This window comes from Maribacter zhoushanensis, assembly GCF_029350975.1.
In the GTDB taxonomy this organism is placed as follows: domain Bacteria; phylum Bacteroidota; class Bacteroidia; order Flavobacteriales; family Flavobacteriaceae; genus Maribacter; species Maribacter zhoushanensis.
This window is the reverse complement of the sequence record NZ_JARKMR010000002.1, coordinates 580734-601794: the sequence shown is the minus strand read 5'-3', so window position 1 is coordinate 601794 and position 21061 is coordinate 580734. Positions and strand designations below refer to the sequence as shown.

At 34.6% G+C, this 21061-nt stretch carries 22 protein-coding genes and 1 pseudogene; 21 read left to right on the top strand and 2 right to left on the bottom strand.

Annotated elements, in window-relative coordinates; genetic code table 11:
* Window positions 1–14 precede the first annotated feature (14 nt).
* The 21 genes and pseudogenes from lpxD to hisIE all read left to right on the top strand — a co-directional run bounded on the left by lpxD (window position 15) and on the right by hisIE (window position 19721).
* Complete coding sequence (lpxD, locus tag PXD56_RS09380) at window positions 15–1031, top strand: UDP-3-O-(3-hydroxymyristoyl)glucosamine N-acyltransferase (RefSeq protein ID WP_276493075.1); 1017 nt, start codon at window positions 15–17, stop codon at window positions 1029–1031.
* A gap of 2 nt (window positions 1032–1033) precedes the next feature.
* Window positions 1034–2434: a bifunctional UDP-3-O-[3-hydroxymyristoyl] N-acetylglucosamine deacetylase/3-hydroxyacyl-ACP dehydratase gene (locus tag PXD56_RS09375; protein ID WP_276493074.1), complete on the top strand. Its 1401-nt coding sequence runs from the start codon at window positions 1034–1036 to the stop codon at window positions 2432–2434.
* Window position 2435: 1 nt separating this feature from the next.
* Window positions 2436–3221 carry an acyl-ACP--UDP-N-acetylglucosamine O-acyltransferase gene (lpxA, locus tag PXD56_RS09370; RefSeq protein WP_276493073.1) on the top strand — a complete coding sequence of 262 codons (786 nt, stop codon included), beginning with the start codon at window positions 2436–2438 and terminating at the stop codon, window positions 3219–3221.
* A 45-nt stretch (window positions 3222–3266) separates the two neighbouring features.
* Window positions 3267–3833: an elongation factor P gene (gene efp, locus PXD56_RS09365; RefSeq protein ID WP_276493072.1), complete on the top strand. Its 567-nt coding sequence runs from the start codon at window positions 3267–3269 to the stop codon at window positions 3831–3833.
* 39 nt (window positions 3834–3872) lie between these two features.
* Window positions 3873–4808 carry a UDP-3-O-(3-hydroxymyristoyl)glucosamine N-acyltransferase gene (locus tag PXD56_RS09360; RefSeq protein ID WP_276493071.1) on the top strand — a complete coding sequence of 312 codons (936 nt, stop codon included), beginning with the start codon at window positions 3873–3875 and terminating at the stop codon, window positions 4806–4808.
* A gap of 72 nt (window positions 4809–4880) precedes the next feature.
* Window positions 4881–5753 carry a succinate--CoA ligase subunit alpha gene (sucD, locus tag PXD56_RS09355; RefSeq protein WP_276493070.1) on the top strand — a complete coding sequence of 291 codons (873 nt, stop codon included), beginning with the start codon at window positions 4881–4883 and terminating at the stop codon, window positions 5751–5753.
* Window positions 5754–5859: 106 nt separating this feature from the next.
* A complete protein-coding gene (gene fabG, locus PXD56_RS09350) occupies window positions 5860–6609 on the top strand; it encodes a 3-oxoacyl-[acyl-carrier-protein] reductase (protein ID WP_276493069.1) in 750 nt (249 codons plus the stop codon).
* Between the two features lie 67 nt (window positions 6610–6676).
* A complete protein-coding gene (locus PXD56_RS09345) occupies window positions 6677–8704 on the top strand; it encodes a VWA domain-containing protein (protein WP_276493068.1) in 2028 nt (675 codons plus the stop codon).
* Between the two features lie 10 nt (window positions 8705–8714).
* Window positions 8715–9530, top strand: a complete 816-nt coding sequence (locus tag PXD56_RS09340) for a prohibitin family protein (protein WP_276493067.1) — start codon at window positions 8715–8717, stop codon at window positions 9528–9530.
* Window positions 9531–9765: 235 nt separating this feature from the next.
* Window positions 9766–10623, top strand: coding sequence for an ATP phosphoribosyltransferase (gene hisG, locus PXD56_RS09335; protein ID WP_276493066.1), 858 nt, complete (start codon window positions 9766–9768; stop codon window positions 10621–10623).
* Window positions 10624–10719: 96 nt separating this feature from the next.
* Window positions 10720–12003 carry a histidinol dehydrogenase gene (hisD, locus tag PXD56_RS09330; protein ID WP_276493065.1) on the top strand — a complete coding sequence of 428 codons (1284 nt, stop codon included), beginning with the start codon at window positions 10720–10722 and terminating at the stop codon, window positions 12001–12003.
* A 43-nt stretch (window positions 12004–12046) separates the two neighbouring features.
* A complete protein-coding gene (gene hisC / locus PXD56_RS09325) occupies window positions 12047–13087 on the top strand; it encodes a histidinol-phosphate transaminase (protein WP_276493064.1) in 1041 nt (346 codons plus the stop codon).
* 17 nt (window positions 13088–13104) lie between these two features.
* A complete protein-coding gene (locus PXD56_RS09320) occupies window positions 13105–14070 on the top strand; it encodes a DUF2167 domain-containing protein (RefSeq protein ID WP_276493063.1) in 966 nt (321 codons plus the stop codon).
* 119 nt (window positions 14071–14189) lie between these two features.
* Window positions 14190–15326, top strand: coding sequence for a bifunctional histidinol-phosphatase/imidazoleglycerol-phosphate dehydratase HisB (hisB, locus tag PXD56_RS09315; protein WP_276493062.1), 1137 nt, complete (start codon window positions 14190–14192; stop codon window positions 15324–15326).
* A 32-nt stretch (window positions 15327–15358) separates the two neighbouring features.
* Window positions 15359–15703, top strand: a pseudogene (locus PXD56_RS09310) (four helix bundle protein).
* Between the two features lie 65 nt (window positions 15704–15768).
* Entirely contained in the window at window positions 15769–16350 is a 582-nt protein-coding gene (gene hisH, locus PXD56_RS09305; RefSeq protein ID WP_276493061.1) for an imidazole glycerol phosphate synthase subunit HisH, read from the top strand.
* Complete coding sequence (locus PXD56_RS09300) at window positions 16350–16772, top strand: GNAT family N-acetyltransferase (RefSeq protein WP_276493060.1); 423 nt, start codon at window positions 16350–16352, stop codon at window positions 16770–16772. The genes hisH and PXD56_RS09300 overlap by 1 nt, the downstream gene beginning before the upstream one ends.
* Before the next feature lie 3 nt (window positions 16773–16775).
* A complete protein-coding gene (gene hisA, locus PXD56_RS09295; RefSeq protein ID WP_276493059.1) occupies window positions 16776–17507 on the top strand; it encodes a 1-(5-phosphoribosyl)-5-[(5-phosphoribosylamino)methylideneamino]imidazole-4-carboxamide isomerase in 732 nt (243 codons plus the stop codon).
* Window positions 17500–18015, top strand: a complete 516-nt coding sequence (locus PXD56_RS09290) for a DinB family protein (RefSeq protein ID WP_276493058.1) — start codon at window positions 17500–17502, stop codon at window positions 18013–18015. The genes hisA and PXD56_RS09290 overlap by 8 nt, the downstream gene beginning before the upstream one ends.
* Before the next feature lie 122 nt (window positions 18016–18137).
* Window positions 18138–18893: an imidazole glycerol phosphate synthase subunit HisF gene (hisF, locus tag PXD56_RS09285; protein WP_276493057.1), complete on the top strand. Its 756-nt coding sequence runs from the start codon at window positions 18138–18140 to the stop codon at window positions 18891–18893.
* Window positions 18894–19112: 219 nt separating this feature from the next.
* Window positions 19113–19721 carry a bifunctional phosphoribosyl-AMP cyclohydrolase/phosphoribosyl-ATP diphosphatase HisIE gene (gene hisIE / locus PXD56_RS09280; protein WP_276493056.1) on the top strand — a complete coding sequence of 203 codons (609 nt, stop codon included), beginning with the start codon at window positions 19113–19115 and terminating at the stop codon, window positions 19719–19721.
* Window positions 19722–19766: 45 nt separating this feature from the next.
* On the opposite strand, the gene PXD56_RS09275 is transcribed toward hisIE, so the two are convergent.
* Window positions 19767–20465: a DJ-1/PfpI family protein gene (locus tag PXD56_RS09275; protein WP_276493055.1), complete on the bottom strand. Its 699-nt coding sequence runs from the start codon at window positions 20463–20465 to the stop codon at window positions 19767–19769.
* A gap of 151 nt (window positions 20466–20616) precedes the next feature.
* Window positions 20617–21051: a GNAT family N-acetyltransferase gene (locus tag PXD56_RS09270; RefSeq protein WP_276493054.1), complete on the bottom strand. Its 435-nt coding sequence runs from the start codon at window positions 21049–21051 to the stop codon at window positions 20617–20619.
* Window positions 21052–21061: the final 10 nt, after the last annotated feature.

Below are 21061 nucleotides of genomic sequence, written 5' to 3'. Positions count from 1 at the left end.
TTACTTTTACGCTCATGAAATTTACAGCAGGTCAGATTGCAGGTATCTTAGAAGGAGAAGTGCATGGAAATCCAGAAATAGCCGTACATAAACTTGCTAAAATCGAGGAAGGCGAAGAAGGTTCCCTTACTTTTTTAGCTAATCCTAAGTATACTTCATTCATTTACAAGACAAAAGCATCAGTTACTATAGTAAACAAGAGTTTTGTTCCAGAACAAGATTTAGATACTACTTTAATAAAGGTAGAAGATGCTTATAAGTCGTTTTCAAAATTATTAGAATATTATAATCAAGTAAAGAACAATAAGGTAGGCATAGAAGAACCAGTATTTAAATCAGAATCTGCTACGTATGGTACTGATGTTTATATTGGTGCTTTTGCATATTTGGGCAACAATGTTTCTTTAGGGGATAACGTAAAAATTTATCCTAATGTATATTTAGGCGATAACGTAACAATTGGTAATAACGTTACTATTTTTGCAGGTGCCAAGGTGTATTCAGAAACTGTAATCGGTAATAATTGTGTGGTAAATAGCGGCTCAGTGCTTGGTGCTGACGGTTTTGGTTTTGCGCCAAATGAAAATGGAGAATTTGCCAAAGTTCCACAGACCGGTAACGTTATTTTAGAAGACAATGTTGATATTGGTGCGGGTACTACTATAGATAGAGCAACTTTAGGTTCTACCATCTTGAGAAAGGGAGTAAAGCTAGACAATCAAATACAAATTGCGCATAATGTTGAAATTGGAGAGCATACAGTAATTGCCGCTCAAACCGGAATTGCTGGTTCAACTAAGATCGGTAAGCATTGCATGATCGGTGGTCAAGTTGGTATTGTTGGTCATATAGTAATTGGCGATAACGTTAAAATACAAGCACAATCGGGTATAGGCAGAAATGTAAAGGATAATGAAGTACTGCAAGGTTCGCCCGCATTAAATTATGGTGATTACAATAAATCATATGTTCATTTTAAGAATTTACCAAGAATAATAAGTAGAATCGACACCTTAGAAAAGAAAGATTGACGATGAGCACAACAACTATTAAACAAAGAACAATAGGTAAAGAAGTAAGCCTTACGGGAGTGGGTTTGCATACCGGAAGTGACGTAACTATAAAGTTTGTCCCTGCGGATAAAAACCATGGTTATGCCTTTAAAAGGGTTGACCTTGAAGGCGCTCCTGTTATACCTGCAGATGCCACATTGGTGAACAATACCCAAAGAGGAACAAACCTTGAGAAAAACGGCGTAAAAATTCAGACTTCAGAGCATGTTTTGGCTGCTTTGGTGGGTTTAGAGATAGATAATGTTTTAATTGAATTAAATGCCGCAGAACCACCGATTATGGATGGTTCTTCTAAATTTTTTGTTGAAGCTTTAGAAAAAGCCGGTATTGTAGAGCAAGATGCATTTCGTGAAGAATATGTAGTTAAAGAGGTTATCTCATATAGAGATGAGAAAACGGGTAGCGAAATAACCATAATTCCTTCAGATACTTACCAAGTTACAACTATGGTAGATTTTGGCACCAAGGTTTTAGGTACTCAAAACGCTACACTTGAAAAAATTTCTGATTTTAAGGCGGAAATTGCAGATGCACGTACATTTAGCTTTTTACATGAATTGGAAGCTTTGTTGGAAAACGGACTTATTAAAGGTGGTGATTTAAATAATGCCATTGTTTATGTTGATAAGGAAATTTCTGAAGAGACCATGAAAAAATTAGAGAAAGCCTTCAATAAGAAGAAGCTTTCTGTAAAAGCAAATGGTATATTAGATAATTTAACTTTACATCAGCCAAATGAAGCTGCACGTCATAAACTGTTAGATGTTATTGGCGATTTAGCTTTGGCAGGTACAAGTATTAGAGGTAAGGTTATTGCTAATAAACCAGGTCATTTTGTAAATACCCAGTTTGCTAAGAAAATAGCGCAAATCATTAAGTTAGAGAAGCGTAATAATGTACCTAAATACGACCTTAGTTTACCTCCATTAATGGATATCCATAAAATTATGGATATGCTGCCACACAGACCTCCATTTTTATTGATTGATCGAATTTTAGAACTTTCAGATTCTCATGTTGTGGGTATGAAGAACGTTACTATGAACGAACCTTTCTTCGTGGGTCATTTTCCTGGAGCTCCGGTTATGCCCGGGGTATTGCAAGTAGAGGCAATGGCACAAACAGGCGGTATTTTAGTTTTAAGTACCGTTCCCGATCCTGAAAATTATTTAACGCTTTTCATGAAAATTGATAAGGTTAAATTTAAAAGACAAGTACTACCTGGAGATACATTAATTTTCCACTGTAGTTTAATTACCCCCATTAGAAGGGGAATATGCCATATGCAAGCGTATGCTTATGCCAATGACAAATTGGTAAGTGAAGCTGAAATGATGGCTCAAATTGTAAAAAGAACTTAGAATGAATCAACCTTTAGCCTATATACATCCAGGAGCTAAAATTGCTAAAAATGTAGTAGTTGAACCTTTTACTACTATCCATAATAATGTTATTATTGGCGATGGTACTTGGATCGGGTCTAATGTGACGATAATGGAAGGCGCTCGCATCGGTAAAAATTGTAATATTTTTCCCGGTGCAGTAATATCTGCATCTCCACAAGATTTAAAATATGACGGGGAGGAGACTACCGTTGTAATTGGTGATAATACAACTATTAGAGAATGTGCTACAATACATAAAGGTACATCTGATCGTATGAAAACGGTAATTGGTAAAAACTGCCTTATTATGGCGTATTGCCACGTTGCGCACGATTGCCTTGTAGGTGATAATTGTATTTTTTCAAATAATTCAACATTAGCGGGTCATGTTACCATAGGTGATAATGTAATTCTTGCAGGTTTGGTTGCAGTGCACCAGTTTGTGTCCGTAGGTCAACATGCTTTTGTAACGGGTGGATCTTTGGTAAGAAAAGATGTGCCACCTTACGTAAAAGCTGCTAGAGAGCCGTTATCTTATGTAGGTATCAATTCTGTAGGATTAAGACGTAGAGGATTTATCTCTGATAAAATTAGAGAAATACAGAACATTTATAGAATTCTTTATCAAAAGAACTACAATAACACACAAGCTGTACAAATTATTGAAGCTGAGATGGAAGCAACTCCTGAGCGTGATGAAATATTACAATTTATTCGTGATTCTCAGCGTGGTATCATGAAAGGATATTTCAGCAATAATTAAACTATTACTTTAAACTTAAGTTAACAATATTAATACTCATTACGAATGGCATCTACATCAGATATACGAAAAGGACTTTGCATAAGATATAACAATGATATCTATAAAATAATTGAATTTTTACACGTAAAACCGGGTAAAGGTCCTGCTTTTGTTCGTACAAAATTAAAAAGTGTAACCTCAGGGAAAGTATTGGATAATACCTTTTCTGCTGGTCATAAAATAGAAGATGTTCGTGTAGAAACACGTTCTTATCAATACCTGTATCCAGAAGGGGAGACGTATCATTTCATGAATACAGATGATTATAATCAAATTACCCTTGAAGAAAGTTCATTGGATGCACCGGGACTTTTAAAAGAAGGTGAAGTGGTTAAGATTATGTTCAACACAGAGGATAATATGCCACTTTCTGTTGATATGCCTGCTAGTGTAATTTTAGAAATTACATACACTGAGCCAGGGGTTAAAGGAAATACGGCAACGAATGCCACAAAACCGGCAACGGTAGAAACTGGTGCAGAGGTAAATGTACCGTTATTTATAAACGAAGGTGATAAGGTTAAAATTGATACTTCTAACGGTTCTTATATGGAACGTGTTAAAGAGTAATTTTCTTTATTCATCATTAATTAGACTAAAGCCTGTCAATTGAAATTTCCGACTACTTTTTCGCTAAAACAAATCGCAGATATTATATCTAGTGAATATGTTGGGCATGATGATTTCCCCGTGCTGGGAATGAACGAGATTCATGTTGTAGAATCTGGAGACATCGTGTTTGTGGATCACCCCAAGTATTATGATAAGGCGTTAGAGTCTAATGCTACGGTAATCTTAATCAATAAGAATGTTGAATGCCCTAAGGGTAAAGCGTTATTGATCTCAGATGATCCGTTTAGAGATTTTAATAAGTTAACCTCTTTCTTTCAGCCTTTTGTGCCTAGTAGTCAGAACATTGCTGCAACTGCAAAAATTGGAAAAGATACTCTAATTCAACCAAACTCATTCATTGGTAATAATGTAGAAATAGGTGATAATTGCCTAATTCATTCTAATGTTACTATCTATGATAATTGTGTAATAGGTAATAGTGTAACCATACACGCTGGTAGTGTATTAGGTGCAGATGCCTTTTATTATAAAAAACGACCAGAAGGATTTGATAAATTAATTTCCGGAGGAAGGGTTGTATTACAGGATAATGTAGATATTGGTGCACTTTGTACTATTGATAGAGGGGTTACCGGTGATACTACCATAGGTTTTGGTACCAAATTGGACAATCAAGTTCATGTTGGTCATGATACCGTTATAGGAGAAAAATGTTTGATAGCTTCACAAACGGGTATAGCTGGTTGTGTCATTATTGAAGATGAAGTTACCATTTGGGGGCAAGTTGGTACAAATAGTGGAATTACTATTGGTGCTAAAGCGGTTATAATGGGGCAAACTGGAGTTACGAAATCTGTGAAAGGTGGCAAGAGTTATTTTGGTACACCTATAGAAGAATCTCGAGAAAAATTGAAACAATTGGCTTATTTGAAACAAATTCCACAAATAATTAAAAAAATGGATAATAAATAAGTGCGTTAATGCTTTAAAATTCATTAACAACTTATATTTTTGTTCTAACAAAAAAAATAAAATTACAGTAGTATGAGCGTATTAGTTAATAAGGATTCAAAAATAATCGTACAAGGTTTCACTGGTAGTGAAGGTACTTTCCATGCTGGACAGATGATTGAGTACGGTACTAATATCGTAGGTGGTGTTACTCCAGGTAAAGGAGGACAAGAGCATTTAGGTAAACCAGTATTTAATACGGTTGCCGAATCTGTTGAGAAAGTTGGTGCAGATACTACTATCATTTTTGTTCCGCCAGCATTTGCTGCAGATGCAATAATGGAAGCTGCAGAAGCTGGTATAAAAGTTATTATTACAATTACAGAAGGTATTCCTGTTGCTGATATGGTGAAGGTTGCCAACTATATTAAAAATAGAGATTGTCGTTTAATAGGTCCTAACTGTCCTGGTGTTATTACTCCTGGTGAGGCAAAAGTTGGTATTATGCCAGGTTTCGTTTTCAAAGAAGGTAACGTAGGTATTGTATCTAAATCTGGTACATTAACTTATGAGGCTGCTGATCAAGTAGTACGTCAAGGTTTAGGTATTACAACTGCAATTGGTATCGGTGGTGATCCAATTATTGGAACGACTACAAAAGAAGCTGTTGAACTTTTGATCAATGACCCAGAAACTAAATGTGTGGTTATGATCGGTGAAATAGGTGGACAATTAGAGGCAGATGCTGCTCAGTGGTACAAAGCTAGTGGAAGTAAAAAACCAGTTGTTGGTTTTATTGCCGGTGAAACTGCTCCTGCAGGTAGAACAATGGGTCACGCAGGTGCTATTGTTGGTGGTAGCGATGATACTGCGCAAGCTAAGAAACAAATCATGAGAGATTGTGGTATTCACGTAGTAGATTCTCCTGCTGAAATTGGTTTGAAAGTAAAAGAAGTAATGGGTTAAGAACTCATATTTTTCATATAAAATCCCGTTTATAGCGGGATTTTTTTTAGCCTATAAATTAAACAAAAGGTATATTTGATAAACTTCGGTTTTAAATAACGGACTTATGAAATTATTAGAAGATAAAAACGTCATAATTACAGGTGCAAGTAGAGGAATTGGTATGGGTATTGCCCAAGTTTTTGCCGATCACGGTGCCAATGTTGCATTTACATATAGCTCAAGTGAAGCTCCAGCATTAGAATTGGAGAAAGAACTAACTGCAAAAGGTGTAAAAGCAAAGGCTTACAAAAGTAACGCTGCTAGTTTTCAAGAGGCAGAAGAATTGGTAGCTAAAGTTTTGGAAGATTTTGACGGAAGAATAGACGTATTAATCAATAACGCCGGCATTACTAAAGATAATCTGCTTATGCGTATGTCAGAAGCTGATTTCGATGCGGTTATCGATATTAACTTGAAGTCTGTTTTTAATATGACTAAGGCGGTTCAAAGAACTTTATTAAAGCAACGTAAAGGCTCAATTATTAATATGAGTAGTGTTGTTGGGGTAAAAGGTAACGCAGGACAAACAAATTATGCAGCTTCAAAAGCAGGTATGATCGGCTTTACAAAATCTGTAGCTTTAGAATTAGGTTCTAGAAATATTAGATGTAATGCCATTGCGCCAGGATTCATTGAAACTGAAATGACCGATAAGCTTGACGAGAAAACTGTACAGGGTTGGAGAGATGGTATTCCATTAAAAAGAGGCGGTAGCACTGAAGATATAGCTAATGCTTGTCTTTATTTTGCATCAGATTTATCTAGCTATGTTACGGGTCAAGTATTGAATGTTGATGGTGGTATGCTTACCTAGGTCAAAATAAATTTACTTTGGGGCAGTAATACGCTGTTCCTTTTTTAAGATCAACTTTATAACATACATGGAGAGCATAACGGTATTGTATATTATTCTTGCTGCGATAGTAGCGCTGGGTATCGTTGTTTTTCAGTACATATATAAGCAGAAGGCTAAAAGCAAGATTCATTGGCTTTTAGCCTTTTTGCGTTTTATTGGTGTTTTTGGATTGTTGGTACTGCTAATTAATCCTAAGTTTTCACAGAAGACATATACATTAGAAAAACCTAATTTGGTTATTCTTGCCGACAACTCTACCTCAATATTAAAAAGTGAAGATGATTTACAGCTTTTAATTTCTGAATTAGAGAATTCTAAAGAGGTTACCGACAGATTTAAAATAGCATCCTATACATTTGGATCAAAATTAGATGCTCTTGATAGCTTATCTTTTACTGAAAAGAATACTAATATTTACAAATCACTTTCTGCTTTAAAAGATATTTATGCTCGCGAACAAACAGTAACTATTTTGTTTTCAGATGGTAACCAGACTATTGGTGCGGATTATAGTTATGCAAAAACAAATCCTGATAATACTATTTACACCGTAGTCTTAGGAGATACTACCAAGTATAAGGATATTTCGGTTGGACCAATTCTAACGAATAAGTATGCTTTTCTAAAAAATAAATTCCCATTAGAAACCTATGTTTCTTATCAAGGACAAACATCTGTTTCTGCAACGGTATCGGTGAAAATGAACGATAAGGTTGTACACAAAGAAAATTTAAAATTTGATGGGGAGTCCAATTTCAAGAATATTGCCATAGAAATCGATGCCAATTCTGTAGGTGTAAAAAAATTATCTGTAGAAGTAACTCAATTACCAGAAGAGCTAAATATAGAGAATAACCGAAGAAGCACTAGTATTGAGGTAATCGATGAAAAAACTAAAATTGCTTTAGTATCAGATATTATCCATCCAGATTTGGGAGCACTAAAAAAGGCTATTGAAAGCAATGAACAGAGAGAAGTATCTATTCTAAAATCAAATGCCAAGAATAGTATCTTAGAAGAAATTGATTTATTTATATTTTATCAACCAACGACAAAATTTAAAAATGCTTTTGATTTTGCCAAAAGTATGAATGTCAATACATTTATTATAGCAGGTTCAAAAACAGATTATTCTTTTTTAAATATGAATAATGTTGGACTTGAGATAGAAAATGGATATCCTGAGCAAGAAGTTTTCGGATTACTTAATAATGGGTTTACAAAATATGACATCTCTAAGTTTGATCTTACAGATTTTCCTCCATTGATTAGTGATGCGGGACCTATTTTAATTACAGCACCCTATGAAGCCTTGTTAGGTACTCAAATAAAGGGATTAGATGTTCAACAACCATTACTGGCTGTTATGGAGCAAAATGCTGGAAAACAAGCTTTTTTACTAGGGGTGAATCTATGGAAATGGAGAATGCAGACCTACAGAAATACAAACAATTTTGTCAATTTCGATGAATTTATCGGGAATTTAATTCGTTATCTGACCAGCTCAAAAAACAAAGCAAGGTTAAATGTGGATTATGAGAAGGTGTATGAAGGTAGTAGTAACACCGTAATCACTGCAACTTATTTTGATGAAGCATTTTTATTCGATCCAAATGCCAGAGTTACTATTAAAGTAACCAATTCAAATACTAAAAAGGTACAAACAAACCCAATGGTTTTAAAAAACGGGTATTTTGAGGCTGACCTTTCTAACTTAATTGCCGGTTCTTATGAGTTTGTGGTTTCGGTAGAAAATGAATCTAAATCAAGTTCAGGAAGTTTTGTTATTTCAGAATTTGATATGGAAAATCAGTTTGTATCTAGTGATGATGCTAAAATGGAGAAATTGGCTGTAGATAATGGCGGTAAATTATTTTATCCATCCCAAATAAAAGCTTTGGTAAAAGATTTAAAAGGAAATGATGCATATGTGCCTACAGAGAAAAGCACTGAAAATATCGTATCTTTGGTTGATTACAAATTGCTTTTGGGGCTTATAGTATTTGCCTTTGCAGCAGAGTGGTTTATCAGAAAATATAACGGATTAATTTAAAAGAACATTCATGGACAAGTTGCCAAAAATTGCGTTACCCGCAGTCTTTATTTTTATAGTATTAGTAATTGCATTTTCAAAATCTACAGTAACAATTGGGTCAGGTGAAGCTGGTGTATTGTATAAAACGTTTGGAAATGGTGTTGTTACAGATGAACCACCTTTAGGAGAAGGGTTTCATTTGGTGGCACCATGGAACAAAGTTTTTGTTTATGAAGTAAGACAGCAAGAAGTTCTAGAAAAAATGAACGTACTTTCTAGTAATGGTCTTGACATTAAATTAGAGGCTTCTGCTTGGTTTGAACCTATTAAAAATGACTTGGGTAAATTACACCAAGAAAAGGGTGAAGACTATGTACAACGTGTTTTATTACCAACAATTAGATCCGCTGCTCGTTCGGTAGTTGGTCGTTACACACCAGAGCAATTATATTCTAGCAAGAGAGATGCTATTCAACAAGAAATATTTGATGAGACTCAAAAAATAGTTGAGCGCGAGTATATTCAATTAAATGAAATTTTAGTTAGAGATGTTACGTTACCGCCAACAATTAAAGATGCTATTGAAAGAAAATTGAAGCAAGAGCAAGAGTCTTTAGAATATGAGTTCCGTTTGGTTACTGCTAAGAAAGAAGCAGAAAAAGTAACTATTGAAGCTCAAGGTAAGGCAGATGCGAATAGAATTTTAAGTGCTTCATTAACAGATAAAATTCTTCAGGATAAAGGTATTGATGCAACGTTGAAATTGTCTGAATCGCCTAATTCTAAAGTAATTGTAGTTGGTGGTGGTGAGTCTGGACTTCCTCTAATTTTAGGGAATAACTAAAACACGTACTTAATTATTTTTGTTTCATTTTAAACTTTTGTTTTGTGAAATGAAAAATACCTTTTACTTTTACAGTATAATGAAAAATAGAACTACACATCATCATTTCCATATTCACGCTCAGGCGAGGTAGGAATGTATTGTAGTAGAACAACATATTTTAAAAACCCGTTTGAGCAATCAAACGGGTTTTGTATTTAAATCTCTTTTGGTTGCCAAGCATTAAATTAAGAAAATGACTAAAATTAGAATTGCTATTCAGAAATCGGGAAGACTTAATGAGGAGTCCCTTCAAATTTTAAAAGACTGCGGAATTTCCATAGACAATGGTAAAGACCAATTGAAGGCATCGTCCAGAAATTTCCCTATGGAAGTATTTTATTTAAGAAATGGTGATATACCTCAATACTTAAGAGATGGAGTTGTTGATATTGCTATTATTGGCGAAAATGTCTTGATTGAAAAAGGAGAAGACATTTCAATTGCAGAAAGGCTTGGTTTCTCTAAATGTAAAGTGTCCTTGGCTGTGCCAAAATCAGTTGACTATGATTCTGTTAAAGATTTTGAAGGAAAACGTATTGCAACCTCTTATCCAAATACAGTATTAAACTATTTGAAAGATAAGGGAGTTACGGCAGATTTACACATTATCAATGGTTCTGTAGAGATTGCACCCAATATAGGTTTAGCAGATGCTATTTGTGATATTGTTTCTAGTGGTAGTACACTGTTTAAAAATAATTTAAAAGAGGTTGAAGTAATGTTGACCAGTGAAGCTGTACTTGCGGTCTCACCTAAAATTACTGCAGAAAGAAAAAAACTTTTAGAAAAACTACAATTTAGAATTCAATCTGTTTTAAGAGCTAGGGGTTCTAAATACGTTTTATTAAATGCACCTAATGATAAATTAGACGGTATACTTAAACTATTGCCAGGTATGCGTAGCCCAACGGTTTTACCTTTGGCTGATGAAGGTTGGAGTTCTGTACATACAGTAATCAATAAAGACAAGTTTTGGGAAGTAATTGATGAATTGAAGAAAGCAGGAGCAGAAGGCATTCTAGTTTGCCCAATTGAGAAAATGGTATTGTAAATAAGCCTTTAGCTTTTAGCCTTTTGCTATTAGCTAAATTAAATGTTTGTGTTTTGCCAAAAGCCAAAAGCTTAGGGCTAATAGCTAGTTAAAGAAATGAATAAAATTTATAATCCAAATAAAACAGATTGGGCTGACGTTTTAAAACGACCAACCCAAACCGTTGCCGATATTGAAGGTTTGGTGAACGGCATCTTTAAAGAGGTTTCAGATAACGGCGATAGTGTTCTTAAAAAATATACAGAACAATTTGATAAGGTTAGTTTAGATAATCTTTTAGTTTCCAAAGCTGAAATTGAAGAAGCTAAATCCTTAGTTTCAGATGAACTTAAAGCTGCTATTCAGTTAGCAAAATCCAATATTGAAGTTTTTCATAGCGCTCAGAAAACGGGTAGGGTTGAAGTAGAAACTGCTGCGGGTGTTTCTTGTTGGCAAGAAAAAAGACCTATCCAAAAGGTAGGTTTGTATATTCCCGGGGGTACGGCTCCTTTATTTTCAACTATTTTAATGTTAGCAGTACCGGCTAAAATTGCTGGTTGCTCAGAAATAGTTTTATGCTCACCACCAGATAAAGAAGGGAAATTAAATCCTGCCATTCTGTATACTGCAGATTTATGCGGTGTTACTAAAATTGTAAAAGTTGGTGGCATACAAGCAATAGCGGGTATGACATTTGGGACTGAAACGATACCACAAGTATATAAAATATTTGGACCAGGTAATCAATATGTTACGGTGGCAAAACAGATTGCAACAAAATACGGTGTTGCTATAGATATGCCCGCTGGTCCGTCGGAATTATTGGTTGTTGCTGATGATTCTGCAAACGCGGCGTTTGTTGCTTCAGATTTATTGAGTCAGGCTGAACATGGCGTAGATAGTCAGGTAATATTGGTTTCTACTTCTAAAGAAATGATTGATGCGGTTGAGAAAGAAGTAGCTGTACAGTTAGAAGATTTACCACGTAAAGAAATAGCGAAACAGGCAATTGCCAACAGTAAGCTAATTTATATTGATAACGACCAAGAGGCAATTGACTTAATCAATGAATATGGTCCAGAGCATTACATTGTATGTGTAGAAAATGAAGATTTTTATATCGACAATACTCAAAATGCCGGTTCTGTTTTTATTGGTAATTATACACCTGAAAGTGCTGGGGATTATGCTTCTGGCACCAACCATACTTTACCAACTAATGGATATGCCAAGCAGTATAGTGGCGTTAACCTAGATAGTTTTATGAAAAATATGACTTTTCAAAAAATTACCGAAGAAGGTATTCAGACAATAGGTAGGGCTATTGAACTAATGGCGGAAGCAGAAGGTTTAGAGGCTCATAAAAATGCAGTTACTTTAAGATTAAATAGTTTAAAATAATGTCATTTTGCCTAGGGACAATGACCAATATATTGTTGAAATAATGAGTTTCAATTTAAACAACATAACTAGAGAAAACGTAAAAGGCTTAAGTCCGTATTCATCAGCACGTGATGAATATGTTTCAGATGGTTCTACCATGGTTTTCTTAGATGCAAATGAGAATCCGTTTGAAAACGGAGTCAATAGGTATCCAGATCCTCAACAGCGAGGTTTAAAAGCAATTTTAGCTGAACAGAAGGGGATTAAAGAAGAAAATATTCTTTTAGGTAATGGTAGTGATGAAGTACTTGATTTGTTGTTCAGGGCTTTCTGTGAACCTAAACAAGATAATATTATCACCTTGCCACCTACATACGGCATGTATAAAGTGCTTTCTGGTATAAATATGGTAGAAAATAAAGAGGTTTTGTTAACCAATGATTTTCAGCCAAACGTTTCTGAAATAAAGAATACCATTGATGAGCATACAAAACTGTTGTTTATCTGTTCTCCCAACAATCCTACAGGTAATAGTTTCTCAACACAAAACATAGAAGAGCTTTTAAATTCTTTCAACGGATTGGTAGTAATTGATGAAGCCTATATCGATTTTTCATCTGAAGAAAGTTGGACATCGAAACTATCTGAGTATCCAAATCTAATTGTAACACAAACCTTATCAAAGGCTTATGGTATGGCAGGTATACGTTTGGGTATATGTATAGCATCCGCAGAAATTATTGCTGTAATAAATAAGATTAAACCTCCATATAATGTGAATCAACTTACCCAAGAGAAAGCAACTTCTCGAGTTTTGGATACAGCATCTGTAAAGAATGAGGTAAGTCAAATTTTAGCGGAAAGGATAAAAGTAGAGGAGACTTTAAAAACAGTTTCATTTGTTGAAAGAATCTATCCTACGGATGCTAATTTTATTCTAGCAAAAGTGGATGATGCTACTTTGAGATATGAGCAATTATTGGCACAAGGGGTAGTAGTAAGAAACAGAACTACACAACCTTTGTGTGAGAATACCCTTCGTTTTACTGTGGGTAGTGCCACAGAGAATAAAACACTTGCTAAGGCGTTAAAAATGATATAACCTTTAAACCAAAACCAATGAAAAGCAAGTTCATTTATTTTATCGCCTTATTAATAACAGTTAGTATAGCTCGAGCTCAAGATATCGAAAGACTAGAATTTATAGCAGATAGTTTAAACTTAAGTGAGGAAGATACAGAGGCACTGATTAGTTTTAAGCTTTATTCAGATAGTCTTGAAAATACCTTTACATACATCTACGATAGGTCTATGTTAAATGGTGACGTAGCTAAAATTATGGTACCAGAAGGCTATAAATTTTTAGATAGTGAACAAGCACAGCGCGTACTTACGGATATATGGGGAAATCCCAGAGATGAGTCGGTAATGGGGCTTTTGTTGAAAGAAGATGAATCGCCGGTTGAAACAAGCTATGCTATTGAAATTTCATATTCAGAAGATGGATATATTGAAGATGATGATGCGCAAGATATGGATTACGATGACTTGCTAAGTGAAATGCAGGATGATGTTAAGGAAGCAAATCCGCAAAGGTCTAGTATGGGTTACCCTACAGTGGATTTAATTGGCTGGGCATCTAAACCTTATTATGATTCTGAAAACAAGAAATTATATTGGGCTAAAGAATTACTTTTTGAAGATGAAGAGGTAAGTACTTTGAATTACAATATTAGAGTTTTGGGTAGAAAAGGGTATATGAACCTGAATGTTATCGGTGACATGGATACTCTTGAAGATGTTGAGAATAATTTAGATCCAATATTGGGTAGCGTATCATTTAATACCGGGTACAAGTATTCTGAATTTGATCCTGATTTTGATGATGTAGCGGCTTATGGTATTGGCGGCTTAATAGCAGGTAAGATTTTAGCAAAAGCCGGTTTTTTTGCACTGATACTTAAGTTTTGGAAATTTATAGCAATTGGGGGAGTAGCATTATTTGCAGGAGTTAAAAAGTTCTTTCTTGGAGATAAAGAACAAACGGTAATCGAAGGTCCTAAAGATGATTCTAAATTGTCTTAGTATTTACTTGATAATCGAGATTTAAATGCTCCTACGCTTGCGTCAAAGTTTTAATTATAATTTCATTTCAATGCCCTGTAGGCTTGTTCTGAGGTTATTTACTATTATATGAAAAAGAAATGAAAAAAAGAGTACTATTTATTGATCGTGATGGCACTATAATCAAAGAAACTGTAGATGAGCAGATAGATGCTTTTGAGAAGATGATTTTCTACCCGAAATCATTTACATATCTAGGCAAGATTGCTAAAGAATTAGATTATGAATTGGTGATGATTACTAACCAAGATGGTTTGGGTACTGATGTATTTCCAGAAGATATGTTTTGGCCGGTTCATAATTTTATTCTTAAATCCTTTGAAAATGAAGGGGTAGTTTTTGACAAGGTCTTTTTAGATAGAACTTTTCCGCATGAAAATGCCGATACTAGAAAGCCCGGTACCGGGCTTTTGACAGAGTATTTTTCTGAGGATTATGATTTAGAGAATTCTTTTGTAATCGGTGATCGACTTACAGATATGGAATTAGCCAAGAACCTTGGGTCTAAAGGTATCTTTATCAACGATGAAACCAATTTGGGTACTGGCGAGATAACGGTAAAAAGAGATGAGCTAGATAGTCATATCGCAATTGAAAGTAATGATTGGGAAAAGATTTATGAGTTCTTGAAGTTGAATGATAGAACTGCTGAGATTCATAGAAAAACCAATGAGACAGATATTGCTATAAAGCTAAATCTAGATGGTACCGGTAAAAGTGATATTAAAACCGGATTGGCATTCTTTGATCATATGCTAGATCAATTGGCTCGTCATGGGCAAATGGATTTAACCATCAAGGTAGATGGTGACCTTGAAGTTGATGAGCACCATACTATAGAAGATACCGGTATTGCATTAGGTGAAGTATTTCATACCGCATTAGGAAACAAGCTTGGTATTGAACGCTACGGATTCTGTTTACCTATGGATGATTGTTTAGCGCAATCTGCCATAGATTTTGGAGGACGAAATTGGCTAGTATGGGATGCAGACTTTAAACGTGAAATGGTAGGTGATATGCCAACAGAAATGTTTCATCATTTCTTTAAATCATTTACTGACGGAGCAAAAGCAAATTTAAATATCAAAGCAGAAGGTACCAACGAGCATCATAAAATTGAAGCCATTTTCAAAGCCTTTGCCAAGAGTATTAAAATGTCTGTAAAAAGAGATGTTGAGAAAATGGTATTACCAAGTACGAAAGGAGTATTGTAAGGTACAAGGTTAGATGTTAAAAGTACGAAGTGATGCAAGATTTAAAAAAGCGCACAAAACAATTTGCTGTTGATTGTTGGTTATTTTGTGAACAAATTCCACGATGTCGAGAATTGGATGTATGGGTACGTCAATTGATACGAAGTTCTAGCTCGGTTGGTGCAAACTATAAAGCTTCGCAAAGAGCTAAATCAACTGCTGATTTTATAAATAAACTTAAGATAGTTTAAGAAGAAATAGATGAATCTGCATACTGGTTAGAATTATTTTCAGAAGTCAATTCTAATAGAAAAGAAGAGATAATCAAATTGCATAATGAGACTAAAGAACTTTTGGCAATAATTGTAGCCTCTATAAAAACGACAAGAGCAAATTGAAAGTAGAATATGAAAAATAAGATAAACACTTTGTACTTTGTACCTTTAAAATTGTATTTGTGCTTATGAAAATTGTAATAATAAATTACGGAGCTGGAAATATACAGAGCATAAAATTCGCTATAATACGATTGGGTTACGAAGCTGTTTTAAGCAATGATGTTCAAGAAATACAGAATGCCGATAAAGTTATTTTTCCAGGAGTAGGGGAAGCAAGTAGCGCTATGCATAAGCTTCGTGATAGTGGCTTGGACAAAATTATTCCAACTTTAAAACAGCCTGTTTTAGGTATTTGCTTGGGCATGCAATTAATGTGTAATTCATCTGAAGAAGGAAACACAACCGGACTAAGAATTTTTGATGTTGATGTTGTTAAATTTGATGATACGGTAAAAGTTCCACAGATAGGATGGAATCAAATAACCAATCTAAAATCTAGACTCTTTAAAGATGTTGAGGAGAAGGAGCATATCTATTTAGTTCATAGTTTTTACGCTCCTATTTGTGCTGAAACTATTGCTACTTGTGATTATGGTTTAGCTTATAGTGCTGCATTAAAAAAAGATAATTTTTATGGTACCCAGTTTCACCCGGAAAAGAGTAGTGATGTAGGGCAGCGAATTCTAGAGAATTTTTTACAAATGTAATGGAGCAAGATTATTTTATTTCAACTGATAAAAACCTTTTCAATATAGAAGCAATTCAACAATTTATTGCCAATTCATACTGGGGAGATAATAGAACATTAGAAGAGGTAAAAATATCCATTGAAAACTCATACTGTTTTGGAATGTATACTCTTGAAAAAGAACAAGTGGGTTTTGCCAGAGTAGTTACAGATTATATTTATTTTGGATATTTTATGGATGTGATTATCCTAGAAAAATTTCAAGGTAAGGGATATGGTAAGATGCTATTGAAAACAATGTTAGAAGATACTACCATTAAAAAACTTAAAACATTAGCATTAAAGACTAAAGACGCCCATTTGTTTTATGAGCGGTTTAAATTCAGTAAAATAGGAGATTCACCATTGTGGATGTCTATCGATAAACAAATTTTAGATTAAAGAATGAGAATAATACCAGCCATAGATATCATAGATGGAAAATGTGTTCGCCTTTCAAAGGGTGATTACGATACCAAAAAAATATATAATGAGAATCCGTTAGAAATCGCAAAAGAATTTGAAGCTCACGGAATTGAATATTTGCATTTGGTTGATTTAGATGGCGCAAAATCAAAGCATATTGTAAACCATAAAGTGTTGGAGCAGATTGCTTCTAAAACTAGTTTAAAGATTGATTTTGGTGGCGGATTAAAAACCGATGAAGATTTGCGAATCGCTTTTGAAAGTGGTGCCAAACAAATTACCGGAGGTAGTATTGCGGTAAAAGACCCTGATACTTTCCTTGGTTGGATAGATAAACATGGTTCAGACAAAATTATTCTTGGAGCAGATGCAATGGATGAAAAAGTTGCGGTTTCGGGTTGGTTAGAAGAATCTAAGGAAGAATTGGTGCCGTTTATACAGTCTTATCAAGAAAAAGGTATTCAATATGTCATTTGTACGGATATAAGTAAAGACGGCATGTTAGAAGGTCCCTCTTTTGATTTATATGCTAAGATTATAAACGCTACGGAAAAGGGGGTAAAATTAATTGCCAGTGGTGGAATATCAACTTTTGATGAGTTACCAAAATTATCAGAAATGGGCTGTGAAGGGACTATAATTGGTAAAGCTATCTATGAGAACCGAATAAGCCTAAAACAACTAGAATCATATATTTTAAGTAATGGATAAAGAAGATCGCTTAGTTCAAGAAATTGTTGAGAATGCGTTATACCGTATGAACGAAAGTACGCGTATGATTAAGAAAAGTCTTGTTGAAATTTCAGAAGAAGAAATTTGGCAAAAGCCTAATTCATCTTTGAACAGTATGGCGAACCTTATCTTGCACCTGTGTGGAAACATGACACAATACGTTATTTCTTCCTTGGGTGAAATGGATGATAATAGAAATAGAGATGCTGAGTTTTCCGTGAATTCTGGGCTAACCAAAGAAGAGTTATTACATAAATTAGAAGATACGGTAGACTCAGTAAAACGTATCATTTTTGATTCAACAGTAGAGAAGTTGATAAAAGTAAGGTCAATACAGGGAATGTCTTTTTCCGGAGTTGGTGCCATTATGCATGCCGTTGAGCATTATTCTTATCACACCGGTCAAATAGCTTTTTACGTGAAACTGATAAAAGAGAAGGACTTAGGATTTTATGACGGAGTTGATTTGAATATTAAAAATGAGTAACGAAAAAATAGTATCAAGTACAGAGTACAAAGTACCAAGTACTCGCGTTGCTGTATTTAATTATTTAATATATATAAAGAACACTTAGTACTTATTACTAAGTACTTAATACTTTTAAAAAAATGCTTGCAAAAAGAATAATTCCTTGTTTAGATATCAAAGACGGTAGAACTGTAAAAGGCGTAAATTTTGTTGATTTACGTGATGCTGGTGATCCAGTTGAACTAGCCGAAATTTATAGTCGTGAAGGTGCCGATGAATTGGTTTTTCTAGATATTTCTGCAACGGAACAGAAAAGAAAAACTTTGGCAGATTTAGTATATCGTGTTGCCGAAAAGGTAAATATTCCTTTTACCGTTGGTGGTGGTATTTCATCTGTTGAAGACGTAGATGTATTGTTACATAACGGTGCAGATAAGGTTTCCATTAATTCATCCGCGGTTAAGAATCCCCAGTTAATTAATAATTTGGTTGCTAAGTTTGGCTCGCAATGTATTGTAGTTGCCATAGATGCCAAGCAGATTGATGGGGAGTGGATTGTTCACTTAGTGGGCGGCAAGGTACCAACAGAACGTAAATTGTTTGAATGGGCAAAGGAAGTGGAAGAACGTGGAGCTGGAGAAATTCTATTTACTTCTATGGATAATGATGGTACAAAAGACGGATTCGCAAATGAAGCTTTGGCTAGATTATCAACGGAATTGAATATTCCAATAATTGCTTCTGGTGGTGCAGGAAACATGCAACATTTTTCCGATACTTTTATCGAAGGAAAAGCAGATGCGGCATTAGCGGCAAGTGTTTTTCACTTTAAAGAAATTGGTATACAAGAATTGAAGACTGAGTTGAAGGAGAACGGTATTCCGGTTAGAGTTTAGTTTTCAGTGTTCGGTTATCAGTTGGCAGTCGCAGTGTTCAGTTTTGATTATCGCACTTCGGCTACGCTCAGTGACCTGATTAATATTATAAAAAACAATGTCATCTTGAGCGCAGTCGAAGGCTTGGGAACATCTATATTCACTTTGGCTACGCTGAGTGACCGATTTTAAAATTGAAGGTTTAAAATAGAATAAAAATAAAATTAGAATACAATACATATGGAGTTTAATACACCAAATTGGGATAAAATGAGTGACGGATTAGTACCAGCAATTATACAAGATGCTCGTACTAAGAATGTATTAATGCTTGGCTACATGAATGCTGAGGCTTTGAAGAAAACTACTGATAGTGGTAAGGTTACTTTTTTTAGTCGCTCAAAACAGCGCTTATGGACTAAAGGTGAAGAAAGTGGCAACTTCTTAAACCTGGTATCCATTAAAAACGATTGTGATAACGATTCTCTTTTAATTTCTGTAAACCCTGTGGGACCTACTTGCCATACGGGCACGGATACGTGTTGGAGTGAAAAAAATAATTCTAATTTTGGATTTTTCTCTGAATTAGAAAATACTATTGAAGAACGTAGAACAACTGCAGATGATAGTAAATCATATGTAGCTTCATTATTTAAGAAAGGCATCAATAAAGTTGCTCAAAAAGTAGGGGAGGAAGCCGTTGAAACCGTTATTGAAGCTATGGATGATAATGATGAATTGTTCTTGTACGAGAGTGCAGATCTACTTTTTCATTATTTAATGCTTCTACAAGCAAAAGGGTTTACGCTTAAAGACATAGAGGCTGAATTAATGAAAAGAAAGAAGTAGATTATATAAGTTATAATGATATGTTCTTGCTATTGATGTAGTTTATCATTTTGCAGTAAAGGTATCATTATCTTTATCTTCTACCCAGTTGTATTCTATTTCCCAGGCAACATTTCTAGCGAATTCTAAACCGTGTCGGTCGGCTAAAAATCCTAAAGCCATATCCATGCCGGCACTTACACCAGAAGAAGTATAGTAATTCTCGTCTACCTTCCAACGAGCCTGTTTGTCCCATTTTACACCGGGTCCATTGGTAACAACCCATGCAAATGCACGTTTGTTAGAGGTGGCTTGTCTTTTATCTAAAAGTCCTGATTTTGCTAAAAGTGCGCTTCCTGTACATACGGTCATTACATATGAGCTTGAAAGACTAATATTTTTAATAGATGTTATTAATTCATCATTTTCAACTTCTACTCTTGTTCCTAAGCCGCCAGGAATCAAGAAGGCAAATGGCTCTTTATTAATATCTGCTAACTTTTCTGTCATGATTGGTACTTGGTGTCTATTGGTAACTATACCACCATCCATTGAATAGAATTTTAGTGTATATAAATCTGTTAATCTTCCAAATATTTCAGCGGGTCCAAAAACATCAAGGGTTTCATAATTATCGAATAACAAAAATGCAATTTCTTGTTTTTTAATTGCTTTCATCTGGTTGGGTTTTTCTTGAGCAGATAAGCTTAAATTGAAAAGTAAAAGAATTGAAAATGCTTTTATAAGTGTGCTAAAAATCTGCATAAGTGCTATTTAAATATTATGGATAAGAAAACTGTCGTTCTAAAATAATATAATATTTAATGTATTACAGGAGATTACTACTTGGCATCTTAAATACTTGATATTATTATCAATAAGTTAAAAAACAGTCTAAAATTTTCAGAAATGGGTATTAAAATAATCGTTCCATGATGACATAATCTATTTCTCCTGTCACAAACGTGTGGTCCGTGGGCATCATCTGGAATTTTTGATAATATTTCAATTTACTTACTCTGGCATTACACCAAATTTTAGAGGCAGATTTTTTAATGGCAACTTGTATGATCTCATTTAGTAGAAGAGAGCCATACCCTTTTCCTTGGTGATTTGTTAGTGTAGCAAACTTTCTAAATTGAATTTCTCCGTCATCAATAAATAAAGATATCACTGAAATTATTTCGTTATTTAATACAAGTCCGTAATGTAGACCATTGTCGTCATTAATAAGCTTTACAAAATCCAAAGGCTTATTGGGCCACATTACCTGATGTCTAATTGGTAAGGTTTGCTGAGAAGTTATTTCAATTATTTTATGAGACATATAGGAGAGTAACAGGTTACTCAAATGTAAATAG